Origin of the sequence: Streptomyces phytophilus, from assembly GCF_013870535.1 — a bacterium.
In the GTDB taxonomy this organism is placed as follows: domain Bacteria; phylum Actinomycetota; class Actinomycetes; order Streptomycetales; family Streptomycetaceae; genus Streptomyces; species Streptomyces phytophilus.
This window is the reverse complement of record NZ_JACBXC010000681.1, coordinates 1-3239: the sequence shown is the minus strand read 5'-3', so window position 1 is coordinate 3239 and position 3239 is coordinate 1. Positions and strand designations below refer to the sequence as shown.

4 protein-coding genes are annotated in these 3239 nt (G+C 71.0%); 1 reads left to right on the top strand and 3 read right to left on the bottom strand.

The window, feature by feature from the left end:
• Positions 1-206: 206 nt before the first annotated feature.
• Positions 207-734, bottom strand: coding sequence for a hypothetical protein (locus H5J30_RS23465; protein ID WP_181789358.1), 528 nt, complete (start codon positions 732-734; stop codon positions 207-209).
• 89 nt (positions 735-823) lie between these two features.
• Here H5J30_RS23465 and H5J30_RS23460 point away from each other — a divergent pair, with 89 nt between their 5' ends.
• Positions 824-1216 carry an MmcQ/YjbR family DNA-binding protein gene (locus H5J30_RS23460; RefSeq protein WP_018852609.1) on the top strand — a complete coding sequence of 131 codons (393 nt, stop codon included), beginning with the start codon at positions 824-826 and terminating at the stop codon, positions 1214-1216.
• 66 nt (positions 1217-1282) lie between these two features.
• Here the strand turns inward: H5J30_RS23460 and H5J30_RS23455 are convergent, their stop codons facing one another.
• Both H5J30_RS23455 and H5J30_RS23450 read right to left on the bottom strand, forming a co-directional pair.
• Positions 1283-2080, bottom strand: a complete 798-nt coding sequence (locus H5J30_RS23455) for an ABC transporter ATP-binding protein (protein WP_258563497.1) — start codon at positions 2078-2080, stop codon at positions 1283-1285.
• A 184-nt stretch (positions 2081-2264) separates the two neighbouring features.
• On the bottom strand, positions 2265-2966 hold the full coding sequence (locus tag H5J30_RS23450) for a PadR family transcriptional regulator (RefSeq protein ID WP_181789357.1): 702 nt from the start codon (positions 2964-2966) through the stop codon (positions 2265-2267).
• Positions 2967-3239: the final 273 nt, after the last annotated feature.

Genomic DNA, 3239 nt, shown 5'->3' with positions numbered 1-3239 from the left:
ACGGCTGACGCCGGCGATGCTGCGGGAGGTGCTGACGGCGGACGGGGGCGCGCCGCTGGAGCTGTACGGGTGCTACCACGTCAGCCAGCAGAACACCTTCACCGGACGGCTGACGCCGGCGATGCTGCGGGAGGTGCTGACGGCGGCGGCGACGTCGGCGGGGCTGTAGGGACCGCGGGGGTCCCTTTTTCGTTGGCGGTGGCCGCTCAGCGGTCGCTGCGGCGAGCGAGCAAAGCGTCTTGGTAGCTGCCGAGGTCATCTTTAAGGAGGGTGGACAAGCCGGGGCCGTAGATGCTGTCGCCGTAGAAGACTCGCCGTATGCGGTCGGTGAGGCCGCGCGGCACTTCGGCGCCGGGGAGAGTGTCATCGATGGCTTCGCGGAGCAGCTCTCGCAGCTCGAAGAACTTCTCGTAGACAGCCTGGGAGAAGAAAACCCCACCCTCAAGATTGAACTCGTTGAGATCCTGGGCGTACTGCTCGGCCCATTCGCGGGTCTTGTCCTGGTTATTGAAGGCCCAGTTCGTTTCGTAGCGAACAGGTATCTTCCAGAATTTGGGATAGAACTCGATCCTCTTCTTGATGATCTCTTGGACCTGCGCCTGAACCACTGCGTTGTGGGCCTGAACGACCGAGTTGCGGCTGGTCCGAACTGCGGCGCGGACCGTCAGCAGCGTTCCGAGGACGGATACCACCGCGGCGATGAACGCGACGGCTACCGGGGAGTTCAAGTCCATGCGCTACTTCTACCCGTACGGGCCCCCTCCACGTACGCCCCGGCGGGTGCTCGCCGTGCGGTGTCAGTGAGGGCTCCCATACTGGGCGCATGGAACCTGACCAGCTTCGCGCCGCCTGCCTGGAGCCGAACGGGGCCGTCGAGGAGTGGCCCTTCGACCGCCACCGGGCCGTCTCCGTCTTCAAGGTCGGCGGCAAGATGTTCGCGCTCAGCGAGCTGGCCGCCGCGCCGCTGTCGGTGAGCCTGAAGTGCGAGCCGGACCTGGCGGTGCAACTGCGCGCGACGTACCCGGAGATCGTCGGCGGGTACCACCTGAACAAGCGCCACTGGAACACCGTCCGCCTCGACGGCGCCGTGCCCGAGGACCTGGTGCTGGAGATGATCGAGGACTCGTACGACCTGGTGGTCGCCAAACTTCCCCGGGCACACCGCCTGACCCTGGACTGGCCGGGCGAACGCGACCGCATACCCCCGGGCGCGTAGCGGACGGGCCCGCGGCCGTGCACGGAGGTACGGGGCGGTGGAGGCAGCGAACGCCCCGCGGGGCCGCTACGGGCGGGGGGAGCGGGCCTGCCAGCGGCCCGTGTGGTGGTGGACCTCGATCGGGCGGCCGAAGCACTCCGTCAGCCGGGCGCCCGTGAGCACCTCCGCCGCCGGGCCCGCCACCGAGACGCGGCCGTCGCGCAGCAGCAGCGCGTGGCTCGTCGTGGGCGGCAGCTCCTCCAGGTGGTGGGTGACCATGACGGTCGCCAGCCGGGGGCGGGTTCGCGCGAGCCGCTCCAGGGCGTCGACCAGGTCCTCGCGTGAGGGCAGGTCGAGCGCGTTGAACGGCTCGTCGAGCAGCAGCAGTCCCGGGTCCGGCAGCAGCGCGCGGGCGATGAGCAGCCGGGCGCGCTGGCCGCCGGAGCAGACGCCGTACGGGCGGTCGGCGAGTTCCTTGCAGTCCAGCTCCGCCAGCAGTTCGTACGCGCGCTCGCGCATGGCCGGGCCGTACGTGCGCCACAGCGGCTGCACGGTGCCGCTGGCGCCGGTGAGGACGACCGTGTGCCCGGTGGCGTCCTGCGGCACCTTCTGCGCCGCCGAGACCAGGCCGATCGCGGCGCGCAGCTCCCGCATGTCGACCCGGCCGATGCGGTGGCCGAGCACGTCCGCGGTGCCGGTCGTCGGGTGCGTCAGCGCGCCGAGCAGCCGCAGCGCGGTGGACTTGCCGGCGCCGTTCGGGCCGAGCAGCCCGAAGACCGTGCCGGCCCTGACGGCCAGGGACATGCCGTCCAGGGCCGTGACGTCGTGGGGATAGGTCTTCCTCAGCTCGCGCGCCTCGACGGCGAGCGTCCCGTTCCCGGGCATGGCGAACTCCGCTCTCGCACGGTGTGCGTGGGTCCTGCCGGACGATCGGCGAAAGCGGAGCCTGGCTATCCTGGGGTGTGCCGCACCTCGACGCCTGGCGCCTGCCCTCGCGCAGGTCCGGATGTTCGGGGTCCGTCCCGGCGGGCTGTTGGCGCAGCCCGCCGGGACGCTTCTTCCGGGGGCGCTACGGGCCCCTCCTCGCGTCCTGCGTCTCCTGCGCGGCGCCGGGCGTCCCGCCCGCGCCGCCGGGCAACTCCTCCTCCGTATCCCGCCACTCGGCCGGCATCTCACCGGTCTCGTGCCAGGCGCGCCACTCCTCGACGCCGCTGAGGGAGCCGTCCGCCAGCTCCGCCAGCAGGCCGCGCAGCCACGCGGCCTCGGCCTCCAGCATGTGCGCCTGGTACTCGGTCTCGACGACGAAGACGCGCGGCAGCGTCTCGTACAGCTTCGCCAGCGCACCGCGCAGCCCCGCCGCCCTGATCTCCTGCCGCGCGAGCCGCGTCTGCAGGGCCTCGACCGCCTCGTCCGGCGGCAGCACGCCGAGCAGGGAGAGGGCGGCCTCGAAGTGCGGGTACTCCCGGCGGGGGGCGGCGACGATCTCCGTGATCCAGTCGTGCATCTCCACGCGGCCGGCATCGGTGATGGCGTAGACCGTGCGCTCGGGCCGGTTCCCCTGCTTCTGCACGCCGGCGGTGGCGACGAAGCCGTGCTTCTCCAGGTTCTGCACCACGGTGTAGAGGGAGCCGAAATTGATCTTGATGCTCTCCTCCTTGCCGCGCTGCCGCAGCAACTGGGCGATCTCGTACGGATGCATCGACCGCTCGGCGAGGAGGGCCAGCACGGCCAGGGCCAGCGGGTTGCTCAGCTTCCGCCGCTTCGGAGGCACGGACCCTCCCCTCCCATGTCCGGGACCGTATATTCGTGGCCGAACATATCGCGTATTTCGCGAGACCGTCAAGACGAGATGTATCGCGAATTCGGGGCGGAGTCCAGCCGAGTGGCGGCGGGCCGTGGTCCTTTGCGGTGGACTTCGCCCCGGCCCCGGGCCGCGCGGCGGGGGCGGCGGAGCACCGCGTGTGAGCCTGACGCGACGACCCCCCACCCCCATGGAGTCCGTACGCATGCAGCTCACCCGTCTCCTCAGACGCCGGCTGGCGCC